20 protein-coding genes and 1 pseudogene are annotated in these 24,360 nt (G+C 72.8%); 17 read left to right on the top strand and 4 right to left on the bottom strand.

Translation table 11 applies throughout. The features are described from left to right. Together ACFVWY_RS06015 and ACFVWY_RS06020 are read left to right on the top strand one after the other, a co-directional pair. Positions 1-592, top strand: a pseudogene (locus ACFVWY_RS06015) (hypothetical protein); the annotation flags it as partial. Then, positions 532-1,329, top strand: a complete 798-nt coding sequence (locus ACFVWY_RS06020) for a hypothetical protein (protein WP_389868330.1) — start codon at positions 532-534, stop codon at positions 1,327-1,329. The pseudogene ACFVWY_RS06015 and the gene ACFVWY_RS06020, both read left to right, overlap by 61 nt. Before the next feature lie 64 nt (positions 1,330-1,393). On the opposite strand, the gene ACFVWY_RS06025 is transcribed toward ACFVWY_RS06020, so the two are convergent. Next, the gene (locus ACFVWY_RS06025; RefSeq protein WP_389867759.1) at positions 1,394-2,677 is read right to left on the bottom strand and encodes a DUF1015 family protein; all 1,284 of its coding nucleotides are present in this window, start codon (positions 2,675-2,677) and stop codon (positions 1,394-1,396) included. A gap of 71 nt (positions 2,678-2,748) precedes the next feature. Between ACFVWY_RS06025 and ACFVWY_RS06030 the strand changes: the two genes are divergently transcribed. Further along, a complete protein-coding gene (locus ACFVWY_RS06030; RefSeq protein WP_389867761.1) occupies positions 2,749-3,777 on the top strand; it encodes an HAD hydrolase-like protein in 1,029 nt (342 codons plus the stop codon). Positions 3,778-3,917: 140 nt separating this feature from the next. Continuing rightward, entirely contained in the window at positions 3,918-4,736 is an 819-nt protein-coding gene (locus ACFVWY_RS06035; protein WP_389867763.1) for an ABC transporter ATP-binding protein, read from the top strand. A gap of 59 nt (positions 4,737-4,795) precedes the next feature. Here the strand turns inward: ACFVWY_RS06035 and ACFVWY_RS06040 are convergent, their stop codons facing one another. After that, entirely contained in the window at positions 4,796-5,143 is a 348-nt protein-coding gene (locus ACFVWY_RS06040) for an SCP2 sterol-binding domain-containing protein (protein WP_389868332.1), read from the bottom strand. Between the two features lie 43 nt (positions 5,144-5,186). Here ACFVWY_RS06040 and ACFVWY_RS06045 point away from each other — a divergent pair, with 43 nt between their 5' ends. From ACFVWY_RS06045 to ACFVWY_RS06070, 6 genes are all read left to right on the top strand, one after another. After that, positions 5,187-5,477 (top strand): hypothetical protein, encoded by a 291-nt coding sequence (locus ACFVWY_RS06045; RefSeq protein ID WP_389867765.1) that lies wholly within the window; start codon positions 5,187-5,189, stop codon positions 5,475-5,477. A gap of 7 nt (positions 5,478-5,484) precedes the next feature. Beyond that, positions 5,485-6,300, top strand: coding sequence for a TlyA family RNA methyltransferase (locus ACFVWY_RS06050; protein ID WP_389867766.1), 816 nt, complete (start codon positions 5,485-5,487; stop codon positions 6,298-6,300). 17 nt (positions 6,301-6,317) lie between these two features. Beyond that, positions 6,318-7,220 carry an NAD kinase gene (locus tag ACFVWY_RS06055; RefSeq protein ID WP_389868334.1) on the top strand — a complete coding sequence of 301 codons (903 nt, stop codon included), beginning with the start codon at positions 6,318-6,320 and terminating at the stop codon, positions 7,218-7,220. Between the two features lie 106 nt (positions 7,221-7,326). Further along, positions 7,327-9,072: a DNA repair protein RecN gene (gene recN, locus ACFVWY_RS06060; RefSeq protein ID WP_389867768.1), complete on the top strand. Its 1,746-nt coding sequence runs from the start codon at positions 7,327-7,329 to the stop codon at positions 9,070-9,072. A gap of 67 nt (positions 9,073-9,139) precedes the next feature. After that, a complete protein-coding gene (locus tag ACFVWY_RS06065; RefSeq protein ID WP_389867770.1) occupies positions 9,140-9,907 on the top strand; it encodes a hypothetical protein in 768 nt (255 codons plus the stop codon). A 253-nt stretch (positions 9,908-10,160) separates the two neighbouring features. Beyond that, positions 10,161-11,255 (top strand): glycosyltransferase family 4 protein, encoded by a 1,095-nt coding sequence (locus tag ACFVWY_RS06070; protein WP_389867772.1) that lies wholly within the window; start codon positions 10,161-10,163, stop codon positions 11,253-11,255. 9 nt (positions 11,256-11,264) lie between these two features. Here the strand turns inward: ACFVWY_RS06070 and ACFVWY_RS06075 are convergent, their stop codons facing one another. Continuing rightward, positions 11,265-12,890 carry a PucR family transcriptional regulator gene (locus ACFVWY_RS06075; protein WP_389867774.1) on the bottom strand — a complete coding sequence of 542 codons (1,626 nt, stop codon included), beginning with the start codon at positions 12,888-12,890 and terminating at the stop codon, positions 11,265-11,267. Positions 12,891-13,155: 265 nt separating this feature from the next. Here ACFVWY_RS06075 and ACFVWY_RS06080 point away from each other — a divergent pair, with 265 nt between their 5' ends. Next, positions 13,156-14,043: a sulfurtransferase gene (locus ACFVWY_RS06080; protein ID WP_389867776.1), complete on the top strand. Its 888-nt coding sequence runs from the start codon at positions 13,156-13,158 to the stop codon at positions 14,041-14,043. Positions 14,044-14,052: 9 nt separating this feature from the next. On the opposite strand, the gene ACFVWY_RS06085 is transcribed toward ACFVWY_RS06080, so the two are convergent. After that, on the bottom strand, positions 14,053-15,855 hold the full coding sequence (locus ACFVWY_RS06085) for a glycoside hydrolase family 15 protein (protein WP_389868336.1): 1,803 nt from the start codon (positions 15,853-15,855) through the stop codon (positions 14,053-14,055). A 418-nt stretch (positions 15,856-16,273) separates the two neighbouring features. Here ACFVWY_RS06085 and ACFVWY_RS06090 point away from each other — a divergent pair, with 418 nt between their 5' ends. From ACFVWY_RS06090 to ACFVWY_RS06115, 6 genes are all read left to right on the top strand, one after another. Next, positions 16,274-17,935 (top strand): CTP synthase, encoded by a 1,662-nt coding sequence (locus tag ACFVWY_RS06090; RefSeq protein ID WP_389867778.1) that lies wholly within the window; start codon positions 16,274-16,276, stop codon positions 17,933-17,935. Between the two features lie 92 nt (positions 17,936-18,027). Next, the gene (locus ACFVWY_RS06095) at positions 18,028-18,654 is read left to right on the top strand and encodes an NUDIX domain-containing protein (protein WP_389867780.1); all 627 of its coding nucleotides are present in this window, start codon (positions 18,028-18,030) and stop codon (positions 18,652-18,654) included. Positions 18,655-18,853: 199 nt separating this feature from the next. Then, positions 18,854-20,914: a tetratricopeptide repeat protein gene (locus tag ACFVWY_RS06100; RefSeq protein WP_389867782.1), complete on the top strand. Its 2,061-nt coding sequence runs from the start codon at positions 18,854-18,856 to the stop codon at positions 20,912-20,914. 143 nt (positions 20,915-21,057) lie between these two features. Continuing rightward, positions 21,058-22,173: an alanine dehydrogenase gene (gene ald / locus ACFVWY_RS06105; RefSeq protein WP_389868338.1), complete on the top strand. Its 1,116-nt coding sequence runs from the start codon at positions 21,058-21,060 to the stop codon at positions 22,171-22,173. 369 nt (positions 22,174-22,542) lie between these two features. Continuing rightward, the gene (locus tag ACFVWY_RS06110; protein WP_389868340.1) at positions 22,543-23,658 is read left to right on the top strand and encodes a ParA family protein; all 1,116 of its coding nucleotides are present in this window, start codon (positions 22,543-22,545) and stop codon (positions 23,656-23,658) included. Next, complete coding sequence (locus tag ACFVWY_RS06115) at positions 23,655-24,272, top strand: hypothetical protein (RefSeq protein WP_389868342.1); 618 nt, start codon at positions 23,655-23,657, stop codon at positions 24,270-24,272. Before ACFVWY_RS06110 ends, ACFVWY_RS06115 begins: the two co-directional genes overlap by 4 nt. Positions 24,273-24,360: the final 88 nt, after the last annotated feature.

Consider the following 24,360-nt stretch of genomic DNA (forward strand, 5'->3'; position numbering starts at 1 on the left):
CGTCGTGATGACGACCGGCCGCGTGGCCCGCGCCGTGACGATGACAGCCGTGGTGGCGGCTACCGCCGCGACGACAACCGGGGCGGCGACAGCCGTGGTGGTTACGGTGGCGGTGGGTTCCGTCGTGACGACAACCGCTCCTCCGGCGGTGGTGGTGGGTTCCGTCGTGATGACAACCGCCCCTCTTCCGGTGGTGGTGGGTTCCGTCGTGACGACCGGGACCGTGATCGTGGTCCGCGTCGGGATGATGAGCGTGGTGGGTTCCGTGGTCCGCGTCGTGATGACGACCGGCCGCGTGGCCCGCGCCGTGACGATGACAGCCGTGGTGGCGGCTACCGCCGCGACGACAACCGGGGCGGCGACAGCCGACGGGACGGCGACCGTGGCGGGTTCCGCCGCGACGACAGCCGGCGCGATGGCGGATTCCGTGGGCAGCGCGACGACCGTGGCGGCCGGGGCGGCTACCGCGGGCGTGACGACCGTGGAGGGTACGAGAGGCGCGACGATCGGGATCGCGAGCCCATCAAGCGGCTGCCGATCCCCGAGGACGTCACCGGTGACGAGATCGACAAGGATGTGCGGCAGGAGCTGATGAGCCTGCCGAAGACCCTGGCCGAGGACGTTTCGCGCAACCTCGTCATGGTGGCCCGGCTGATCGACGAGGACCCGGAGCAGGCGTACGCGTACGCGCGGATCGCGCTTCGGCTGGCCTCGCGGGTGGCAGCGGTGCGGGAGGCGGCCGGCTTCGCCGCGTATGCCACGCAGAAGTACTCGGAGGCGCTGGCGGAGTTCCGGGCCGCCAAGCGGATGACCGGTTCCGTGGAGCTGTGGCCCGTCATGGCGGACTGTGAGCGCGGGCTCGGGCGGCCCGAGCGGGCGCTGGCGATGGCCGGTGAGCCCGAGGTGCAGAAGCTGGACAAGGCCGGGCAGGTGGAGATGCGCCTGGTCGCCGCCGGAGCGCGGCGGGACATGGACCAGCTCGACGCGGCCATCGTCACGCTGCAGAGTTCCGAGCTCGCGTCGAGCGCCGTCCACCCGTGGACGGCCCGGCTGCGCTACGCGTACGCCGACGCGCTGCTGGCGGCCGGGCGTGAGAACGAGGCGCGCGAGTGGTTCGGGAAGGCGCTGGAGGCGGACAAGGACGGCTCGACCGACGCGTCCGACCGGCTCGCCGAGATGGACGGTGTGGAGTTCGTCGACGCCCTCGACGAGGACGGCGACGACGAGACCGTGAGTCCGGCACCGGCTGCCGGTGCCGCCGCGGACGAGGACGAGGACCGCGAGGACGACCGTACGGACGGCGACAAGGACCGTACGTCCGAGGCGTGAGGCCATGAGAGAGGGCGGCATCCCGGAAGGGGTGCCGCCCTTTTTTGTTGCCTGCGCCCCTGGCTCAGCCCAGGTCGAGATCGAGGCTGCGCAGGACCAGACCGGTGGCCGGTTTCGGGCCGAAGGAGGTCGACTTGCGGGGCATGGTGACCCCCTGCCGGGCGAGGTCGCGGACCACCTCCTCGCGTACCGGATGCATCAGGACCGCCGTGGCGTTGTGCCGCTCGGCCTGCTCCACGGCGGCAGCGGTGTCGTGGATGTAGGCGATGTGCTCCGGGGTGTCCGGGATCTCCCAGACACGGTCGAGCAGAGCCGCGTGCAGGACCGTCGCGTCGAGCGCCCGCCAGGCGGGCGGGCGGTCGGCAGGAATCGTGCGCGCCAGCAGCTCGGGTGCGGGGCGGTCGACGAGGTGGAAGCCGCCGTCGCCCGCGAGCAGGAACGCGTTGCCCTCCGCGGCTGCCCCGGCGAGCGCGTCCAGCGCCTCGGGAAGCGGTCCGGGCAGTTCACGCACCCGGAAGAGACCGTCCAGCGCGGTCAGCGCGGAGGAGACCGGGAGGCGGTGCAGCAGCCGGTGAATGGCACGGACCCGGAGCGGGTAGCGGACCGTGTCCACGAGCAGGACCAGGCCGAAGTCCCAGGGACCGGGCACGGTGTGTTCCTGCCAGAGGCGGAGATACGTGGCCCAGCGGTGATGGCCGTCGGCGATCAGTGCCTGGCGGTGGGCGAGATCGGCGTCGATCTCCGCCTGCTCGACGGGGTCGGTGACCGCCCAGAGCCGGTGGCGGTATCCGTCCTCGGTCGTGGTGGTGAGCAGCGGCGGGCGGTCCGTGGTCCGTTCGATGACGGCGGCGGCCCCCGCCTCGCGGCCCTCGCCCCGGTAGGTGAGGAGCAGCGGTTCGAGGTGGGCCGCGGTGGTGCGCATCAGGTCGGCCCGGTCCTCCACGACATGGGCCATCACGTCCTCGTGCGGCAAGACGATGCCGTCGGCCGGGGTGGAGAGCGCCAGCGCCCCGATGACACCGCGTTGCAGCATTTCGGCGTTGCTCTGTTCGTACACGTACAGGGCGGGCTCGTGGTCCGGTGCGAGGACACCCTCGGCGAGCCAGCGCTTCAGGGTCTGTGCCGCCTGCTCGTGACGGGCCGCGGCCGTGTCCGCCTGGGGCAGGATCAGCCGGACGATGTTGTACGGATCGGCGGACTCCAGATGATGGAGGCCATCGGGCCGCACCACGACGTCGTACGGCGGTGAGGTCACCGCGGCGAGACTGCCGACCTGCTCGGGGACGTAGCGCAGCCCACGGAACGGAATCAGACGCAGTCCCTGGCCGGCCGGACCTGATGTGTTCATCCGTGCATGGTAAGTGCGTGGCGGGGATACGCGATGATCTGGGCAGAAGCAGGGAGCGAGGAGCGCAAAGAATGAGTCAGAAGAGCAGGAACCGGCCCAGTGGCAGCAGCGCGGTGCTGAGCAGGGCGTACGACACGGCGCTGCTCGACCTCGACGGGGTGGTGTACGCGGGTGACCGGGCGATCGTCCACGCCGTCGACTCCCTGGCGGCGGCGCGGGACGGCGGGATGCACCTGGCGTACGTCACCAACAACGCCCTGCGGACACCGGACACGGTGGCCGCGCACCTGACCGGGCTCGGTGTCCCGGCGGAGCCCGGCGATGTGATCACCTCGGCGCAGGCGGTCGCCCGGCTGATGGCCGACCAGCTGCCCGCCGGGGCCCGGGTGCTGGTGGTGGGTGGTGAGGGGCTGCGGTCCGCGGTGCGGGAGCGCGGCCTGGTGCCGGTGGAGTCGGCGGACGACGAGCCGGTCGCGGTGGCGCAGGGGTACGGCGGCCCCGACATGGCCTGGGGGCGCTTCGCCGAGGCCGCGTACGCGATCGCGCGCGGGGTGCCGTGGTTCGCGTCCAACACGGACCTGACGATTCCGGGTGCCCGGGGCATCGCGCCGGGGAACGGCGCCGCGGTGGAGGTCGTACGGATCGCCACTGGTGCCGAGCCGCGGGTCGCGGGGAAGCCGTTGCCGCCGATGCACCGGGAGACGGTGCTGCGGACCGGGGCCGAACGCCCGCTGGTGGTCGGCGACCGGCTGGACACCGACATCGAGGGCGCGTTCAACGGTGGCGTGGACTCCCTGCTGGTGCTCACCGGGGTGACGGACGCGGCGCGGCTGCTGGCCGCCGTACCAGAGCACCGGCCGACCTATGTGGACGCGGACCTGCGGGGGCTGCTGACCGGGCAGCCCGAGGTGGCGGCGAGCGGAGGTGGCTTCGTGTGCGGGGGCTGGACGGCATCGGTCCGCGGGGACGCGCTGGCACTGGACGGGGAAGGGGACGCGCTCGACGGGCTGCGGGCGCTCTGCGGGGCGGCGTGGTCGTACGCGGGAGAGGGCTTCTGCGGCCTGGACTCGGGGAAGGCGGTCGCCCGGCTGCGGCTGTAGGAGCGGGGAGAGGACGAGAGGGGAGGGGAGGCCGGTGGCCCCGCACCCCCAGGAAAGGATAGGTTAACCTAACCTAACTTTGTTCTGTTCGGTGTGCCGTCGTCCCGCACCCGATCTCCTCCGGCACCGGGAGTACGACCATGCAGCGCCTCACCGCGGACGCGGTGACCCTCGGTTACGACGGCAGGGTCATCGCGGAGAATCTCTCGGTGGAGATACCCGACCGGTCGTTCACGGTGATCGTCGGCCCCAACGCCTGCGGCAAGTCGACCTTGCTGCGCGCGCTCGCGCGGATGCTGAAGCCGGAGAGCGGGCGGGTGCTGCTGGACGGGCGGGCGATCCACCAGATGCCCGCGAAGAAGGTGGCCCGGACGCTGGGGCTGCTGCCGCAGTCCTCCATCGCGCCGGACGGGATCACCGTCTCCGGCCTCGTCGGGCGCGGCCGGTACCCGCACCAGGGGCTGCTGCGCCAGTGGTCGCCGGAGGACGAACGCGTTGTCGAGGAGTCGATGGCGGCCACCGGGGTCGGCGCGCTCGCAGGCCGGCATGTCGACGAATTGTCCGGAGGGCAGCGGCAGCGCGTCTGGATCGCCATGGCGCTCGCCCAGCAGACGCCGCTGCTGCTGCTCGACGAGCCGACCACGTACCTGGACATCCAGCACCAGATCGATGTCCTCGACCTCTGCGCCGACCTGCACGAGACGCAGGGGCGCACCCTGGTGGCCGTCCTGCACGACCTGAACCACGCCGCGCGGTACGCCACCCACCTCATCGCGATGCGGGACGGCCGGGTGATCGCCGAGGGCGCGCCCGGCGAGATCGTCACGGCGGAACTGGTGGAGCGGGTCTTCGGGCTGCGCTGTCAGGTGATCGACGATCCGGAGACCGGAACTCCGCTGGTGGTGCCCGCCGCGCGCAGGCCGCGCGCCGTCGCCGCCGGGGCACCTGCCGGGAGCTGACACGCCCTGGCGCCCCCGCGTACGGCCGCGGCCCCGACGTAGCCCCTGGCGGCCCCCGCCTACAGCAGCGACCTCAGCTTCAGCAGATCGCGGAAGCCCGCCTCCAGGCGGACCCGGCCCGAGGCCCAGGCGCGGGCGAAGTCCAGTTCGCCGTCGACCATGGCCACCAGATCGTCGCCGGTCATCGCGAGCCGGATCGCCGCCTTCTCGCGGGGCGGTCCCTCGACGGTGTCCAGCACCTGGATCCGGCCATCGGCCAGCCGGCCGGTGAACGTGGCGTCGAGGTCCTTGAGGTGGCAGCTCAGTGAGCGGTCCAGGGCAGCCGCGCTGCGTACGTCGCCGTCGGCCCCCGCGAGACGGTCGGAAAGTCTGTCGAGTGCGCTGCGGCACTCCGCCATGGTCGCCATCATGATCGACCGTACCTCAGCCCTTCGGGGTAGCGTTTCCCGCATGAGCGACTCGATGCCGGAGATGCCAAAGGCGCGGGAACAGGGCGCGGAGCCCGCGCCCGACCCCGCCGCCCCGGCGCCCCTCGGCGTCACGCGCACCTCCACCGGCCACGCCGGAGTGGACGCGGGGCTGGAGCGTCTTGCCGATGCCGACCACCTCCCGGCGGAGGGACACACCGAGGTGTACGAGGATGTACACCGTGGGCTGCGCGACACCTTGACCGCGCTGGACAACGGGCCCACGACCGCACCGGTAACCGCACCGGTGCCCCCGCACGACAACAGGAGCTGAACCGAACGTGGCAGGAGTGGCACGCCGCCGTCTCGACGCCGAACTGGTACGCCGCAAACTCGCGCGCTCACGCGAGCACGCGAGCCAGCTGATCGCCGCCGGGCGGGTCACCGTCGGCGGGAACACCGCGACCAAACCCGCCACCCAGGTCGAGACCAGTGCCGCCGTCGTCGTGACCAAGGACGACAGCGACCCCGAGTACGTCTCGCGCGGCGGGCACAAGCTCGCGGGCGCCCTCGCCGCCTTCGTGCCCCTCGGGCTGGTGGTCGAGGGGCGCAGGGCCCTGGACGCCGGGGCATCGACCGGCGGTTTCACCGACGTACTGCTCAGGGCCGGGGCCGGTCATGTCGTCGCCGTGGACGTCGGTTACGGGCAGCTCGCCTGGTCGCTCCAGTCCGACGACCGCGTCACCGTCAAGGACCGTACCAACGTACGGGAGCTGACGCTGGAGGCGATCGACGGGCGGCCGGTGGACCTGGTGGTCGGGGACCTGTCGTTCATCCCGCTCGGGCTGGTCCTGCCCGCCCTGGCGCGCTGCGCCGCCCCCGGCGCCGACCTGGTCCTCATGGTCAAGCCGCAGTTCGAGGTCGGCAAGGAGCGGCTCGGCAGCGGCGGCGTGGTGCGCAGCCCCGAACTGCGGGCCGAGGCGGTACGCGAGGTCGCGCGCCGGGGCTGGGAACTGGGCCTCGGGGTAAGGGGAGTGACGGCGAGCCCGCTGCCCGGCCCGTCGGGAAACGTCGAGTACTTTCTGTGGCTGCGGGCCGGGGCACCTGAACTGGATCCCGCGGATGTCGACCGTGCAGTGGCGGAGGGGCCTCGTTGACGACGAATGCGGCAGACATGGCGGACACGGCACGAACCGTTTTTCTTCTGGCGCACACCGGCCGGCCGGCCGCGATCCGCAGTGCCGAACTGGTCGTGCAGGGACTGCTCCGCAGTGGCCTGGGCGTCCGGGTGCTGGCCAGCGAGGCGGCGGACCTGCCGCTGCCGTCGGCCGTCGAGACGGTCACGGACGCCACGCCCAGGGCCGTGGACGGCTGTGAGCTGCTGATCGTGCTCGGCGGGGACGGGACGCTGCTGCGCGGCGCCGAGTTCTCCCGCGCCTCGGGGGTGCCGATGCTGGGCGTCAACCTCGGCCGGGTCGGCTTCCTCGCCGAGGCCGAGCGAGACGATCTGGACAAGGTCGTCGACCGGGTCGTCACCCGGGCCTACCAGGTCGAGGAGCGCATGACGCTCGACGTCGTGGTGCGCACCAACGGCGATATCGTCCACACGGACTGGGCGCTCAACGAGGCGGCCGTGCAGAAGGTGTCGCCCGAGCGGATGCTGGAGGTCGTCCTGGAGATCGACGGCCGGCCCGTGACCGGGTTCGGCTGCGACGGGATCGTCTGCGCGACCCCGACCGGATCGACCGCGTACGCCTTCTCGGCGGGCGGGCCCGTCGTCTGGCCCGAGGTCGAGGCGCTGCTGATGGTGCCGATCAGCGCCCACGCGCTGTTCGCCAAGCCGCTGGTCACCTCCCCCGCCTCGGTGCTCGCCGTGGAGGTCCAGCAGCACACCCCGCACGGGGTGCTCTGGTGCGACGGGCGCAGGACCGTGGAACTCCCCGCCGGGGCACGGGTCGAGGTGCGGCGCGGGGCGGTGCCGGTACGGCTGGCGCGGCTGCACCACGCCTCGTTCACGGACCGGCTGGTCGCGAAGTTCGCCCTGCCGGTCTCGGGGTGGCGCGGCGCCCCGCACTGACCGGCGGACGTTCCCCCGGAGGTGTTGCGCGGACCCGGTGTGTACCCGGGAGAGTGAGCCCCGGGGCGGGGTCCGTCGCACATCGGTCTTCGGACCTCGTAAGGTCGTGTCCGTGTTGGAGGAGATGCGGATACGGTCGCTCGGAGTCATCGACGACGCGGTGGTGGAGCTGTCACCCGGTTTCACCGCCGTGACGGGCGAGACCGGTGCGGGCAAGACCATGGTCGTCACCAGCCTCGGGCTGCTGCTCGGCGGGCGGGCGGACCCGGCCCTGGTACGGATCGGAGCCAAGGCCGCCGTCGTGGAGGGGCGGATCACGGTGTCCGAGGGGGACGCGGCCGCCCTGCGGGCCGAGGAGGCCGGGGGCGAGATCGAGGACGGCGCGCTGCTGATCAGCCGTACCGTCTCCGCGGAGGGGCGGTCCCGGGCGCATCTCGGCGGCCGGTCCGTGCCGGTCGGGGTGCTCTCCGAACTCGCCGACGAGCTCGTCGCCGTGCACGGTCAGACCGACCAGCAGGGCCTGCTCAAGCCCGCCCGGCAGCGGCAGGCGCTCGACCGGTACGCGGGCGACGGAGTCACCCGGCCGCACACCGCGTACGCGGCGGCCTACCGTCGGCTGCGGGCGGTCGTGACGGAGCTGGACGAGCTGACCACGCGCGCCCGCGAACGCGCCCAGGAAGCCGATCTGCTGCGCTTCGGGCTGGGCGAGATCGCCGCGGTCGAACCTCTGGCCGGTGAGGACGGCGAGCTGGCCGCCGAGGCCGGGCGGCTCGGCCACGCGGAGGCGCTCGCCTCCGCCGCGTCCCTCGCGCACACCGCGCTCGCGGGCAACCCGGAGGACCCGGAGGGCGTGGACGCGACGACCGTGGTCGCGGCCGCCGGGCGGGCGCTGGACGCCGTGCGCGCCCATGATCCGGCACTGGCGGCGCTCGCCGACCGGATCGGTGAGATCTCGATCCTGCTCTCCGACGTGGCGGGTGAACTGGCCGGATACGCCGACCAGTTGGACGCGGACCCGCGGCGGCTGGCCGCGGTGGAGGAGCGCCGCGCCGCGCTCACCACGCTCACCCGCAAGTACGGCGAGGACATCGGTGCGGTGCTCGCCTGGGCCCAGGAGGGGGCCGTCCGGCTCACCGAGCTGGAGGGCGACGACGACCGGATCGGCGAGCTGACCGCCGAGCGGGACGCGTTGCGGGCCGAACTCTCCTTCCTCGGACAGGAGTTGACCGACGCTCGCAACCGGGCGGCGGCGCTCTTCGCCGAGGCGGTGACCGAGGAGCTGGCCTCCCTGGCGATGCCGCACGCCCGGGTTTCCTTCGCGGTCCGGCAGGTCGAGGCGGCCGACGAGGCGTCCGGCATCGACATCGACGGCCGGAGCGTGGACTACGGGCCGTCCGGCGCCGACGAGGTCGAGCTGTTGCTGGCCCCGCACCCCGGCGCCCAGCCGCGGCCGATCGCCAAGGGGGCCTCGGGCGGTGAGCTGTCCCGGGTGATGCTCGCCGTCGAGGTGGTCTTCGCGGGCGCCGACCCCGTACCCACGTACCTCTTCGACGAGGTCGACGCGGGCGTCGGCGGCAAGGCGGCGGTCGAGGTTGGGCGGCGGCTCGCCAAGCTCGCCCGGTCCGCCCAGGTCGTCGTCGTCACGCATCTGCCGCAGGTCGCGGCCTTCGCGGACCGGCAGCTGCTGGTCGAGAAGACCGTCGACGGGGCGGTGACCAGCAGCGGGGTCACGGTCCTGGAGGGCGAGGACCGGGTGCGCGAGCTGTCCCGGATGCTCGCGGGCCAGGAGGACTCCGAGACGGCACGGGCCCACGCGGAGGAACTGCTGGCGGCGGCCCGGTCGGACGGCTGACCCCTTCCCCTGGTAGACAACGGCCCGCCGGAACCCTCCGGCGGGCCGTTCTCGTAGGCTGGCGCGCATGGGAGCAGCGTTCAGCAGGACCGTGGCGGCCGGAGCCGCCGCCGCGGTGGTGGCGGGCGGGGTGTACCGGGTGCTGCGGGCCAGGCCGCGCCCGTACGGACGGCGCGTCAACCACGCGGGCCGCACCGTCGACCTCTGCGCGGGCCCGGCCGTCGCGCTCGGGACCGTGGCCGGTGCGGCGGTCCTTCCGCTGCCGCCCCGCACCCGGTGTGCCGCCGCCCTCGCGGTGCTGGCCGCCGGGGCGTGCGGCGCCTACGACGACGCGGCCGGTGCGGGCGATCCGCGCAGGGGCCTGCGCGCCCATCTCGGCGCGCTGCGGGACGGCGAGGTGACCAGCGGCGCGGTGAAGCTCCTCGGGATCGGCGCCGCCGGGCTCATGGCGGCGTCCCTGCTGAAGGACCGGCCCGTGGACCGGGTGCTCGGCGCGGTGGTGATCGCCGGAACCGCACATCTGGTCAATCTGGCGGACGTACGGCCCGCGGCGGCCGCCGTCACCGTGATCGCCCTCGGAGCCCCCGGACTGCCGGGCGGGCTCGCCGCCGCACCGGTCGGTGCCATGGCCGCGCTCTTCGCCGAGGACCTGGGGGAGCGGACGATGCTCGGGGACACCGGGGCGCATGCCCTGGGTGCCGGGCTCGGGGCCGCGATCGTCGCGGGCCGGGGCAGGGCGGGCCTCGTCGCGCACGCCGCCGGTCTGGTCGCGCTGGCGGTGTACGGCGACCGGGACGGAATCGGGCGTTTCGTCCGGGCGGTGGCGGACCGCTGAGCGCGCGGGGCGGGCGCCCCCGCTCTCGCGCGACGGACGACGGACGACGGCAGGATCGTGGGACACGTCGGCGGTGTGCGCCTGCACGGCAGGCAACAGCGCGCCGATTTCTCACCCGTACGGGTGGTAGGCGATGTCCGGAAGTCGCGGTCCGGGCCGTGACGGCCGCCCGGCCGTGCCGGAACGCGCGTACGGACTGGCATCCTTGGCGATGCCCTCACCACCGACTCGGGAGCCCCGGGAGCCATTCAACGTGTCACAGCTGCGTACGGTCCAAGTCCTGGGCGGCGGCAGCGCGGGCAGCAGCGCCCACGTCTGCTCGCTGACCGCTGGGCTCATCGCGAGAGGTGTGCACGTCACCGTCTGCGCCCCGGCCGAACTGGACCGCGCCTACGACTACTCCGGCGCGGGCGCCCTGTTCACACCCGTACCCCGGCGCAGCGACCCCGTCTCCGTCGCCGCCCTGCGCAACGCCTGCACGACGGCGGACCTCGTTCACGCGCACGGCCCGCACGCCGCCGTGCGCGCCGCTCTCGCGCTCGGCGGGCGGAGCGTCCCCCTGGTCGTCACCTGGCACGCCCGCGCCCATGTCGTCGGGGCCCGCCGCCGACTGGTCCGGGTGATGGAGCGAAAGGCCGCCCGAGCGGCGGCGGTTGTGCTCGGCACCACGTCGGACCTGGTGGACCGGGCACGCCGGAGAGGGGCGCGCGACGCCCGGCTCGCGCCGGTCTCGGCTCCCGCGCCCCGGCTGCCCGACGGGGCGCGGGCGGATAAGACGCGGGCCGAACTCGGCGCGGTGGAGCGGCCGTTGGTCGTCGCCTGCGGAAGCCTCGTACCGCATCACGGCTACGGAACCCTGCTCGACGCCGCACGGATGTGGCGGGACCTCGACCCCGAGCCGCTCCTGGTCATCGTGGGCGAGGGGCGGGAGCGGTCCGCCCTGCAGCGCCGGATCAGGGGCGAGGAACTGCCGGTCCGGCTCGTCGGAGGCCGTGAGGATCACGCCGAACTGCTGGCCGCGGCGGATCTGGCCGTACTGTCCAGCAGCTGGGAGGCGCGCTCCGTGCAGGCCCAGGAGGCGCTGCGGCTCGGCGTCCCGCTGGTCGCCACCGCGGTCGGCGGCGTGCCCGATCTGGTGGGTGAGGCGGCGGAGCTGGTGCCGTACGGCAACGCGGAGGCGCTCGCGCGCACGGTGGCCCGGCTGCTCGGCGATCCCTCGCGGCGTGCGGTGATGGCGGCCACCGGGCTCGCGCAGGCCGCGAGCTGGCCGACGGAGGACGACACGATCGCCCAAGTGCTCAGCGTGTACGACGAGTTGACCCAGCCGCTGGCGGTGCGGACGCGCTGAGCGTCCTGCCTACTCGGTGTGGCGGCGGGCCCGCAGAGCCAGGCTCAGGGCCAGCACCGCCTGCGGGTCGTCCAGATCGGTGCCGAGCAGCTCCCCGATCCTGGCCAGCCGGTTGTACAGGGTCTGACGGTTCAGATGCAGCTCCCGCGCCGTCTCCGCCTTGCGGCCCGCGTGCGCCAGGTACGTCTCCAGCGTCGGCAGCAGCGCCGGGCGCGAGGTCCGGTCGTGGTCCCGCAGCGGCCCGATCGCCCGGTCCACGAACGCGGCCAGGTCCGGGTGGTCGCGCAGCCGCCACAGCAGCAGGTCGATGTCGAGGCGCCGGGCGTCGTACCAGGGCCGGTCGCCGAGCCCGTGCGCGGCCGTCGCCGTCTCGGCGGCGTGCCGCAGGCTCGCACCGGCCGTCGCCCAGCCGCCCGCCACCCCGACCACCACGACCGGGGGCCGTGATCCGGCCCGCTCCAGACCGGCCCGCTCCACCCCGGCCCGCAGCGCCGTCGCGACCCGGTCCGCGACGGCCGTGCGCTCCGACTCGGACCGCAGCCCCAGCAGTACCGGCACCCGGCCCTCCACCGGCCGTACGCCCAGCAGCACCGGCACCCCGACCGACGAGAGCTCCTCCAGCACCGCCCGGGCCAGCGACGCCCAGTTCCCGGACGCCGAAAGCTCGGGGGCCAGCCGCATCACCACGGGCAGCAGCGGCATCGCGCCAGGTTTGAAGCCCAGGACCCGGGCCTGCGCGGGCGCGTCCTCCGGGGTGATCCGGCCCTCGGCGAGGTCGGAGAGGAAGTCTCCCCTGCCCCGGGCGGCGAGCTCCTCCTCCTGGCGGGCCTGCATCAGGACGACGGCGAGGATGCCCGCCGCCCGCTCCGCCGCCATCCGGTGCACCGGCACCAGCGGCCCGGACACCGCCAGCAGCACCAGCCGGGCCCGTACCGAACCGGTGCCGGGACCGCCGCCCGGCACGTCCACCAGCACCGAGCCGGTGGGCGGTGCCTCACGGGCCTCCCGGCCCCCGCGCATCCCGTCCCACACCTGGAGCGGATCGGCGCCGACCGGGCCGGACCCGGGCCCGGCCGCGTACAGCAGCTGGCCGTCCGCCGTTTCCAGGAAGACGGGGTTGGCCGCGAAGTCCGCCAGGATGCCCAGCACCTGCGGCACCCCGCCACCGCCGAGCAGTGCCTCCGTGCACCGCCGGTGCACGTCCTCGGCCTGCCGCAGCAGGGCGTAGTGGCCGTTGACGATCTCGGTGTGGACCTCCTCCGTCACCGCCACGAACGGCACCTCGCGGTGCAGCTGCACCAGCGGCAGCCCCGCGGCGCGGGCGGCGTCCACGATCGAGGCCGGCAGACGGCTGAAGCGCGGTCCGAGCTCCACCACCAGGGCGGCGATCTGTCGGTCGGCGAGCCTGCGGACGAAGGCTCGCTGCTCGGCCGGACGGGTGCCGAGCCCGAGCCCCGTGGTGAGCAGCAGCTCACCGCCCTTGAGCAGCGAGGCGATGTTCGGGACCTCGCCCGCGTGCACCCAGCGCACCGTGCGGTTCAGCCGGTCCGCGCCCGCCACCACCTCCGGGAGCCCGCCACGCAGCCCCGGCAGCTCCAGGGCTCGCTGCACAGTGATTCCGCCTTGGGTCTCCACTTGCTTCAGCCTCGTACTTCCACGTGATCCGACGGATGTTCACCCTGATTTTCGCCCTGATTCAGGACGGTACCGGCACCCGGCGCCCGGGGCGCCGCCGGGGGAGCCGCCGGAGGGAGCCCGTACCCCTGGTGAAGACGGCGCTGATCAGCCTGATTCGTGCCCGGGACGGCGCTGTTGACACGGGACGAGCGCCGCTGCGATCTTGTGGGCGCCGCGCGGTCCGGGCGGCCCCGGTATCCGCCGAAGCGATCTTGGAGCAGATGTGGGCGACGACGACGTGAGGGCGTACGCGGGCGGGCGGGGGCCTTTCGGGCCGCTTGTCGGGGCGGACTGGCTGGCACCGCGCGTCGGCGCCCCGGACGGGCCGGTGGTCCTCGACGCCTCGGTCGGGGCGCACCGGGGCAGTGAGCGGCGCATTCCCGGCGCACAGACCTTCGACATCGACGGGGCGTTCTCCGACCCCTCCGCGCCACTGCCGCACACGATGCTCGGCGCCGACCGGTTCAGCGAGGAACTGAGCGCCCTCGGCGTGAACGACGGCGACACCGTCGTCGTGTACGACGGCGCGGGCGTCTATTCCAGCGCGCGGGCCTGGTGGATGCTGCGGGCCATGGGCTTCGACCGGGTCGCGGTGCTCGACGGGGGTCTGCCCGCCTGGATCGCCGCCGGGCTCCCGCTGGAGAGCACCCCGCCCGCGCCCCCGGCGGCGCCCGGCGACTTCACCGCGCGTCCGCGCGCCGGGATGTTCGTCACGGCCGACGAGGTGGCGCGCGCCCTGACCGACCCCGCCGCGGTGGTCCTCGACGCCCGGTCCCAGGAGCGGTACGCGGGAACCGTCGCCGAACCCCGGCCGGGGCTGCGCGCCGGGCACATGCCGGGGGCGCTCAACCTGCCCTTCGGCTCGCTCCAGCGCGAGGGCCGGATGTGCCCGGCGGACGAGCTGCGCGGTGCCCTCGCCGCCCGCGCCCAGGAGCGCGAGCGGCTGGTCCTCAGCTGCGGATCCGGGGTCACCGCCTGCGTCCTGGCCCTGGCGGCGGAACTCGCCGGGTACCGCGGGCAGGCGGTGTACGACGGCTCATGGAGTGAGTGGGGGCTGCCCTCGGGGCGGCCCGTGGAGACCGGGGCGGACGGGCTCGCGCCCGCCCCGTGACCGGGCTCCTCAGCCGACGTACGCCCCGCTCGCGGTCAGCCGCAGCGCCGTGTCGATCAGCGGCACGTGGCTGAACGCCTGCGGGAAGTTGCCCACCTGGCGCTGGAGCCGGGGATCCCATTCCTCCGCGAGCAGGCCCAGGTCGTTGCGGAGGGAGAGCAGCCGCTCGAAGAGCTGGCGGGCCTCGTCGACCCGGCCGATCATCGCCAGGTCGTCCGCCAGCCAGAACGAGCAGGCCAGGAACGCGCCCTCGTCGCCCTCCAGGCCGTCCACCCCCGCGTCCTCGCCGGACGTGGGGTAGCGCAGCACGAAGCCGTCCTCGGTGGACAGCTCCCGCTGGATCGCCTCGATCGTGCCGATCACCCGCTTGTCGTCCGGCGGCAGGAAGCCCATCTGCGGGATCAGCAGCAGCGAGGCGTCCAGCTCCCGCGAGCCGTAGGACTGGGTGAAGGTGTTGCGCTCCTCGTCGTAGCCCCGCTCGCAGACGTCGCGGTGGATCTCGTCGCGCAGCTCGCGCAGCCGCTCCACCGGGCCCTCCGCGTCGCCGGAGTCGATGAGCTTGATGGTCCGGTCGACGGCGACCCAGGCCATCACCTTGGAGTGCACGAAGTGGCGGCGCGGACCGCGGACCTCCCAGATGCCCTCGTCCGGCTCGTCCCAGTGCTTCTCCAGGTACTCGATCAGCTTGAGCTGGAGGCCCGTCGCGTAGTCGTTGCGGGTCAGGCCGGTCATGTGGGCCAGGTGCAGCGCCTCGGTGACCTCGCCGTACACATCCAGCTGGAGCTGGCCCGCCGCGCCGTTGCCGACCCGGACCGGGGCGGAGTTCTCGTAACCGGGCAGCCAGTCCAGCTCGGCCTCGCCCAGCTCGCGCTCGCCCGCGATGCCGTACATGATCTGGAGGTTCTCCGGGTCACCGGCCACCGCCCGCAGCAGCCACTCGCGCCAGGCGCGGGCCTCTTCGCGGTAGCCGGTGCGCAGCAGCGAGGAGAGGGTGATCGCGGCGTCGCGCAGCCAGGTGTAGCGGTAGTCCCAGTTCCGGGAGCCGCCGATGTCCTCCGGCAGGGAGGTGGTGGGGGCGGCGACGATGCCGCCGGTCGGCGCGTACGTCAGGGCCTTGAGGGTGATCAGGGAACGGACCACGGCTTCGCGGTAGGGCCCGTGGTACGTGCACTGTTCGACCCACTCGCGCCAGAAGTCGGCGGTCGCGTCCAGCGAACCGTCCGGGTCCGGCAGGCCCGGCGGCCCGTGGTGGGAGGGCTGCCAGCTGATCGTGAACGCGATCCGGTCGCCCGACGCCACCGTGAAGTCGGAGTACGTCGTGAGGTTCTCGCCGTACGTGTCGGCGGAGGTGTCCAGCCATACGGAGTCCGGGCCCGCGACGGCGACCGTGCGCCCGTCGACCTTGTGCACCCACGGGGTGACCCGGCCGTAGCTGAACCGCATCCGCAGCTCCGAGCGCATCGGCACCCGGCCGCTGACCCCTTCCACGATCCGGATCACCTGCGGGGCCCCGTCACGCGGCGGCATGAAATCGGTCACCCTGACCGTGCCCCGGGGGGTGTCCCACTCCGATTCCAGGATCAGGGAGTCCCCGCGGTAGCGGCGGCGGTCCGCGGCCCGCGGTCCCTCTCCGTCCGCCGGTGCCGGGCCGAGGCGCCAGAAGCCGTGCTCCTCGGTGCCGAGCAGTCCCGCGAAGACGGCGTGCGAATCGAAGCGGGGAAGGCACAGCCAGTCCACTGTGCCGTCCCGGCAGACCAGCGCGGCGGTCTGCATGTCTCCGATGAGTGCGTAATCCTCGATGCGCCCGGCCACGTGCATCTCCAGTCGAACGGCCATGGAGCCCCATAGGGCATTACTGCGGGAAAAGAGGTCGTCGCAAGGGGGGTGTTACGGGGAAACGTGCAAATAAACCTGCGACGCGTCACCTCGCCCGGGGCGAGTGGTCCGAGCAGGATACGACGCACACCGATGATCCGCGCGACGGTCTTGACAACCGGACAGGTCCGAACGGGTGTGTGTACGGACACCCGTGGTGATCATGCGAGGTGGCGGTACGGGCGCCGCCGGAAGCGGCGCCCACTCGGCGCTGTTACCCTGGTAGCCCGTGGACCGGTGGTCGTCCGCAACCGCAGACGAGGCCCCCGAACCGCAGCGACGGCACCTCCGGAGTCTCCGGACGGCACAGCCGGTACGCACCTCACGATCGCGACCACGGGAGCCCCCTTTGGCTATGCAGCCCACATCCACGACGACCAAGCACATCTTCGTCACCGGGGGTGTCGCCTCATCCCTCGGCAAGGGTCTGACTGCCTCCAGCCTCGGTGCCCTGCTCAAGGCGCGTGGCCTCCGGGTCACCATGCAGAAGCTCGACCCGTACCTCAACGTCGACCCGGGCACGATGAACCCCTTCCAGCACGGTGAGGTGTTCGTCACCAACGACGGCGCCGAGACCGACCTGGACATCGGCCACTACGAGCGCTTCCTCGACGTCGATCTCGACGGCTCGGCCAACGTCACCACCGGCCAGGTCTACTCCCAGGTGATTGCCAAGGAGCGGCGCGGCGAGTACCTCGGCGACACCGTGCAGGTCATCCCGCACATCACCAACGAGATCAAGCACCGCATCCGCCGTATGGCCACCGACGACGTCGACGTCGTGATCACCGAGGTCGGCGGCACGGTCGGCGACATCGAGTCGCTGCCGTTCCTGGAGACCGTCCGCCAGGTCCGCCACGAGGTCGGCCGGGACAACGTCTTCGTCGTCCACATCTCGCTGCTGCCCTACATCGGCCCGTCCGGCGAGCTCAAGACCAAGCCGACCCAGCACTCCGTCGCCGCGCTGCGCAACATCGGCATCCAGCCCGACGCCATCGTGCTGCGGGCCGACCGCGACGTACCGACCGCCATCAAGCGCAAGATCTCGCTGATGTGCGATGTCGACGAGGCGGCCGTGGTGGCCTGCGTGGACGCCAAGTCGATCTACGACATCCCGAAGGTGCTGCACACCGAGGGCCTGGACGCCTACGTCGTGCGCAAGCTCGACCTGCCCTTCCGCGACGTCGACTGGACGACCTGGGACGACCTGCTGGACCGGGTCCACAACCCCGACCACGAGGTCACCGTCGCGCTCGTCGGCAAGTACATCGACCTGCCGGACGCCTACCTCTCGGTCACCGAGGCCATCCGGGCCGGTGGCTTCGCGAACAAGGCGCGGGTCAAGGTCAAGTGGGTCGCCTCGGACGACTGCAAGATCGCGGCGGGCGCCGCGAAGCAGCTCGGCGACGTCGACGCGATCTGTGTCCCCGGCGGCTTCGGCGACCGCGGTGTCGACGGCAAGATCGGCGCGATCCGGTACGCCCGCGAGAACAAGCTGCCGCTGCTCGGCCTCTGCCTGGGCCTCCAGTGCGTGGTCATCGAGGCCGCGCGCAACCTCGCGGAGATCCCCGACGCCAACTCCACCGAGTTCGACGCCGCCACCGCGCACCCCGTCATCTCGACGATGGAGGAGCAGCTGGCGTACGTCGAGGGCGCGGGCGACCTCGGCGGCACCATGCGGCTCGGCCTCTACCCGGCGAAGCTCGCCGAGGGCTCGCTGGTCCGCGAGGCCTACGAGGACCAGCCGTACGTGGAGGAGCGCCACCGCCACCGCTACGAGGTCAACAACGCCTACCGGGCCGAGCTGGAGAAGAAGGCCGGTCTGGTCTTCTCCGGCACCTCCCCGGACAACAAGCTCGTCGAGTACGTCGAGTACCCGCGCGAGATCCACCCCTACCTGGTCGCCACCCAGGCGCACCCGGAGCTCCGCTCCCGCCCGACCCGCCCGCACCCGCTCTTCGCGGGTCTGGTCAAGGCGGCCGTCGCGCGCAAGACCGGTGCCGCCCCGGGCAAGTAGTCCAAGGGCGCACAGGCATTAACGTTGACCGGGGTACGGATCCGTGAAGGACACCGTGCCCCGGTTTCCGTGTTTTCCGTGGGAGGACGTAGATGGGTTTCCAGGACACGCCCGAGGAGTGGCAGGTCACCGCGACCGAGACGCCCTTCACCGGCAACAAGACCAGCGTCCGCACCGACGAGGTGGTGATGCCGGACGGCACCGTCGTGCGCCGTGACTACCAGGTCCACCCCGGTTCGGTCGCCGTGCTCGCGCTCGACGCGGACGGCCGGGTCGTCGTGCTGCGCCAGTACCGTCACCCGGTGCGCCACAAGCTCTGGGAGATCCCGGCCGGACTGCTCGACGTCCCCGGTGAGAACCCGCTGCACGCCGCCCAGCGCGAGCTGTACGAGGAGGCCTACGTCAAGGCCGAGGACTGGCGGGTGCTGACCGACGTCTACACCACGCCGGGCGGCTGCGACGAAGCCGTACGGATCTTCCTCGCCCGTGACCTCTCCGAGGCCGACGGGGAGCGCTTCGAGGTCTCCGAGGAGGAGGCCGACATGGAGCTGGCCCGGGTGCCGCTCCAGGAGCTGGTCCGGGGGGTGCTCGCGGGGGAGCTGCACAACAACTGCCTGGTGGTCGGCGTCCTCTCGCTCGCGGCGGTCCTCGCGGGTGACGGGATCGACTCGCTGCGGCCGGCCGAGGCGCCCTGGCCGGCCCGCCCGTTCGTGGCCTGACGGTCCACCGGGACCGTTCCTGATCCCTCACGGTCCTTCCTGATCCCTTGCGTGATCCTTCGATCGGACAAGCCACTGATCCGATCGGGGGATCCTCACGGCACGCTCCGCCGGAAACGCCCGCACGCCTGAACTACGCTCGGAACGCCCTGACCGGAGTCCCGGAGGGCGACGCGTGCAGCGAAGTGGAGCGTGGCCCGTGACGGATCAGGCGGTGGACACCAGCGGCCCGGTCGAGGCGGCGGGAACCGAGGAGCCGTCCGGCGCCGCCCTCCCCCGATTCCTCGGCCGCGACCGCGAGTTGAAGGCGCTGCGTGCCGACGTCGGACACACCGGACTGGACACCCTGGCCGGCCGCAAGGCCGCCCGCGCCCGGGTCCTGCTGATCGCCGGACGCCCCGGCTCCGGACGTACCGCGCTCGCCGCCGAGCTGGCCCGCGGACTGCTCGCCGAAGGCGGACACCCCGACGGACTGCTGCGTGTCCGGCTCACCGAGCCCGGCGGTACTCCGGTCCCCACCGAGCGCACCGCCCGCGAACTCCTCGGCCAGCTCGGTGTGACCGGCCCGCCCGGCGCGGACGGGGACGAGCTCTCCGGAATGGTCCGCGACGAGCTGGCCGGGCGCCGCGCCCTGCTGTTCCTGGACGACGCGGTCGACGCCGAACAGGTCGACCCGCTGCTGCCGGACAACCCGGACTGCCTGGTCGTCGCCACCTCCGGGGGCCCGCTGACCGGCATCCCGGGTGTCCGTCCCTGCACCATCGGCGGGCTGGAGGCGGGCCCGGCCGTGCGGCTGCTGGCCCACACGATCGGCGAGGTCCGGATCACCGTTGATCCGCAGACCGCCGAGAGCCTCGTGCGGGAGTGCGGCGGGCTGCCCGCCGCGCTGGCCCTGGCCGGCGGCTGGCTCGCCGCGCACCCGATGGCATCGGTCGCCGACGTCGTCCGGCGGCTGCGCGAGCTGCCGGACGACGCCGAGCCGTCCGGTTCCCGCCCGCTGGCCCGTGCCTTCCGGCTGGCGCATGACGCGCTGCCGCCGGTGTCCGCCCGGCTGCTGAGGCTGCTCGCCCTCGCGCCCGCCGGGCTCGTCGACGCCCACACCGCGTCCGCGCTGGCCGGCTGCTCCGTATCGGCCGCCCAGCAGATCCTCGACGACTTCGTGGCGCTGGGGCTGCTGCACGGTGACGGGGCCGACCAGCCGGAGTACGAAGTGCCCGGCTGCCTCGTGCCGCTGCTGCGCGAGCTGCTGTCGGCCCGGGACCGGCCGGCGGAGATCCAGCTGGCCAGGGCCCGGATGCTGGAGCGGACCGTACGGCTGCTGCAGTCCTGCCGGGCGGTCACCGAGCCCGAGGGTTCCCCGGTCCGCCACCGGCTCGCCGGACTGCCCAGGTCGCTGCGCTTCCCCGGGCCGGAGGCCGCCGCCGCATGGCTGCGGGCCCGTCGGCCCGCCCTGCTGGCCTCGGCCCGGATCGCCGTCGAGGACGGTGAACTCGACACGCTGGCACGGAGGTTGGTGGCCGCGCTGGTGCGGGCGCTGGCGGTGCACGAGGGCACCGAGTCCGCCGCCCCCGAGCTGTACGGGCTGCACGGCCTGGTGCTGGCGGTCGCCGAGCGGCGCGGGCTGGCGCGTGAGCAGGCCGCCGCGCTGCTCAACCTCGCCGACCTCGACGCCAGGACCGGCCGCACCCAGGAGGCACTGGCCCGCTACCGCGCCGCGCTGGACGCCGGGCGGGCCGCGAAGGACCCCTACGCCACCGGCCGCGCGATGGAATCCGTAGGTGGCGCCTACGCGGAACTCGGGGACTTCCACCGGGCCTCCGACTGGTACGGCCGGGCGCTGGCGCAGCGGCTCACGCAGGGGGAGCGGGCCGAGGAGGCGCGGCTGTACGGGCGGCTCGGAGCGGTGCACACCTATGCCGGGCGGTACGGCGAGGCGCTGCGGAACTGGCGTGCCGCGGCGGCGGGCTACCGCAGGCTCGGGGACGTACCGGCCCAGGCGCGGGCGCTCAGCGAGGTGGCGCGGGTGCAGGAGTACGCGGGGCGGCCGCAGGAGTCCCTGCACACCTGCCAGGAGGCCGTCGAGTGGGCCAGGCGGGCCGGGGACGTACGGCTTCAGGCGGCCCTGGAGCTCCGGCTGGCGGACACGCTCGACCGGCTTGGCGACCCGGCGGCGGCCGGGCTGCACCGGGGTGTGGCGGACCGACTGCTGAATCAGAAGGGTGTGACCTGCGAAATCCGTAGTGCTCTCACAGAAAAATAATGCTTTGTAAGGCTAGACAGTACGAAACCCTTCATTAGAATGGCTGTGCCGCGTGTGTTCGCGGTGTCTCCAATTACGTAGCGTCTATCCGGGTATGTATTGCTATGTCCGGATAATCCTCTGAGTCAAGGACCGTGATCGACGTGAAGGTCGGCATCCCCCGCGAAGTCAAGAACAACGAGTTCCGCGTGGCGATCACGCCTGCAGGTGTGAACGAGCTCGTCCGCCACGGCCACCAGGTCGTCGTCGAGAAGGGCGCCGGTCTCGGCTCCTCGATCACGGACGAGGAGTACACCGCCGCCGGAGCGCAGATCCTCGCCACCGCCGACGAGGTCTGGGTCGCCGCCGACCTGGTCCTCAAGGTCAAGGAGCCGATCGCCGAGGAGTACCACCGCCTCCGCAAGGACCAGACGCTCTTCACCTACCTGCACCTCGCCGCCTCCCGCGAGTGCACCGACGCGCTGCTCGCGTCGGGCACCACGGCCATCGCCTACGAGACGGTCGAGACCGCGACCCGCGCCCTCCCGCTGCTCGCCCCGATGTCCGAGGTCGCGGGCCGCCTCGCCCCGCAGGTCGGCGCCTACCACCTGATGCGCTCGGCCGGCGGCCGCGGCGTGCTGCCGGGCGGCGTCCCGGGCACGGCGGCCGGCAAGGCCGTCGTCATCGGCGGCGGCGTCTCCGGCTGGAACGCCACGCAGATCGCCGTGGGCCTCGGTTTCCACGTCACGCTGCTCGACAAGGACATCAACAAGCTCCGCGAGGCGGACAAGGTCTTCGGCACCAAGGTGCAGACGGTCGTCTCCAACGCCTTCGAGCTGGAGAAGGCCGTCGTCGAGGCCGACCTGGTCGTCGGTGCCGTGCTCATCCCCGGCGCCAAGGCCCCGAAGCTGGTCACCAACGAGCTCGTCGCCAAGATGAAGCCCGGAAGTGTCCTTGTCGACATTGCGATCGACCAGGGCGGCTGCTTCGAGGACTCGCACCCGACGACGCACGCCGACCCGACCTTCAAGGTCCACAACTCGGTCTTCTACTGCGTCGCGAACATGCCGGGCGCGGTGCCGAACACCTCCACCTACGCCCTCACCAACGCCACGCTCCCGTACATCGTGGAGCTCGCCAACCGCGGCTGGGTCGAGGCGCTGCGCCGCGACGCCGCGCTCGCCAAGGGCCTCAACACCCATGACGGGCAGGTCGTTTACCGCGAGGTGGCCGAGGCGCACGGCCTCGAGTACGTCGAGCTGAGCTCGCTCCTCGGCTGACGGGTCAACCTCCTTCGTCAACCTCGTGTGTCCGGCCGGACCTTGCCGAGCAAGGTCCGGCCGGAGGCATGTCCGGACCGTGCCCGGTCCGTGTGCGACTCGTCTCGAACGCGCACCTTCGACCGATTCGTACACCCGGGAAACGTGCACCCTGGTGGCTGCGTGCCCTTGACAGCGGGGTGTTCGATTGCCGACACATCGGGCCGGGTCCGGCGGATTGTGTTGCTGCGGAGCGGTGACACGCCATAGAGTCGCCAATCGTCGGCATGGTGCCACGCTGACCTATCGATAAGTTTCCTGGTCACATCCAAGGAGGTAAGACGACTTGTGAATGAGTCGACATTTACTCCCGGGGGTGTCCATCCAGGTCTGCCCGCACGGGGCCAGAGCCCGACCGGGCTGGAGGCTGTCGGCTCCGTCGCTGTCCGCACCTTCGCCACCCAACAGCACATGACGACAGCCCCCCAGATGATGGACGGCCTACACGTGAACGCCATGGCCGGCAACGAGAGTGGCCGGGACACCGCCCACTTCGCCGACTTCGACGAGCCCCAGGGGCACTTCTACGACCCCGACGCCGAGTACGAGCCCGATCCGGAGTACGCGGCCACCCTCGCGCCCGACGCCGCCCGGCAGCGCCGCGAGCGGATCGGTCCGACCGGCCGCCCCCTGCCCTACTTCCCGATCCCGGGCCCGCTGACCGATCACGGCCCCGCGAAGATCATCGCGATGTGCAACCAGAAGGGCGGCGTCGGCAAGACCACGTCGACCATCAACCTGGGTGCCGCGCTCGCCGAGTACGGGCGGCGCGTCCTGCTCGTCGACTTCGACCCGCAGGGAGCCCTGTCGGTCGGACTCGGCGTCAACCCGATGGAGCTCGACCTCACCGTCTACAACCTGCTCATGGAGCGGGGCATGTCGGCCGACGAGGTCCTGCTGAAGACCGCGGTCCCCAACATGGACCTGCTGCCCAGCAACATCGACCTCTCGGCCGCCGAGGTCCAGCTGGTCAGCGAGGTGGCCCGGGAGTCCACGCTCCAGCGCGCCCTGAAGCCGCTGCTGGCCGACTACGACTACATCGTGATCGACTGTCAGCCCTCGCTGGGCCTGCTCACGGTGAACGCCCTGACGGCCGCTCACAAGGTCATAGTGCCGCTCGAATGCGAGTTCTTCGCCCTGCGCGGAGTGGCGCTGCTCACCGAGACCATCGAGAAGGTCCAGGAGCGGCTCAACCCCGATCTGGAGCTCGACGGCATCCTCGCCACCATGTACGACTCCCGAACGGTGCACAGCCGCGAGGTCCTCGCGCGCGTCGTCGAGGCGTTCGACGACCACGTCTACCACACGGTCATCGGGCGCACCGTGCGTTTCCCGGAGACCACCGTCGCCGGTGAGCCCATCACCACGTACGCCTCCAACTCGGTCGGTGCCGCGGCCTATCGCCAGCTCGCCAGGGAGGTGCTCGCCCGGTGTCACGCCGAGTGAGTCTGCCCGGGGCCGACGAACTGTTCCGTACCACCGGGGGGATGGGGCTCCAGGCCTCCTCGCCGGTGGAACGGCGGCGCAAGGCGAACAGCGAGGCCCGTGTGCCCGCTCCGGCCGGGGAGGGCGATGCCACGGCGGACGGCGCGGGAACGGAAGCGGAGCGGGCCACCGGCGCCGCCGGGCGCGAGGAGCACTCCGCGGCCGACGCCGACGCGGGGGAGTCGCGCAGCCGCGGCGGTGACGGCGACCGGCTCGGGACGGCCGCGCCGACCGGGCGCGGTGCCCAGCGCGCGGTGCCCGCGGCCGCTTTGCCCGCCGCCCAGGAGGCGGCCCCCGCCCCTGTCGTCCAGCAGCAGCGCGGGCGCGGCAGCGGGAGCGGACGCGGTTCGAACCGCCGCCCCAGTGGCCGCGAGCGGCACGACGAGAAGATCACGGTCTATGTCTCGGCCGAGGAACTGATGGACCTCGAACACGCCCGCCTGGTGCTGCGCGGCGAGCACGGGCTGGCCGTCGACCGCGGGCGGATCGTCCGCGAGGCGGTCGCGGTGGTTCTGGCCGACCTGGAGTCGCGGGGCGACGCGAGCATTCTCGTACGGCGGCTGCGCGGCCGCTGACGGGCACGGCGCCGGTAGCCTGCCCGGGGGGCGGCCGCCGGACGAGCGGTGCGGCCCCTCCCGTACGGGCCACGGCCCGCCGCCCGCA

The organism is Streptomyces sp. NPDC058195, from assembly GCF_042883525.1.
Classification (GTDB): domain Bacteria; phylum Actinomycetota; class Actinomycetes; order Streptomycetales; family Streptomycetaceae; genus Streptomyces.